At 61.3% G+C, this 302-nt stretch carries 1 pseudogene; it reads left to right on the top strand.

Going from position 1 to position 302, the window contains the following annotated elements:
• Positions 1-7: 7 nt before the first annotated feature.
• Positions 8-302, top strand: a pseudogene (locus tag P0D80_RS51545) (ATP-binding protein); the annotation flags it as partial.

Genomic DNA, 302 nt, shown 5'->3' with positions numbered 1-302 from the left:
AGGGTCAATCCGTCAACGCCTGATGCTACTGGTGCTGGCAAGCGTCTCGGTCGTCTGGGTGGCAGCCCTCGTTTCAAGTTACAGGCAAGCCGTCCATGAGGCCGGCGAATGGGACGACGCACGAATCGAACAGGCTGCTCGAACACTGACGCTGGTGGATACCAATGATCTGGCGGCGCTCACCGAAGATGGGTTTCATGCGTCCGACGATGATGGCGACGATGACTTGTCACGCCGGCTCCTTTATGAGGTACGCGACGCCGAAGGGCGCCTGCTTGCGACGAGCCCCGGTTTGCCGCGTG

The organism is Paraburkholderia sp. RL17-373-BIF-A, assembly GCF_046030175.1.
Lineage (GTDB): Bacteria > Pseudomonadota > Gammaproteobacteria > Burkholderiales > Burkholderiaceae > Paraburkholderia.
The sequence above is the reverse complement of the archived record's forward strand: the minus strand, read 5'-3'. Positions and strand labels throughout refer to the sequence as shown.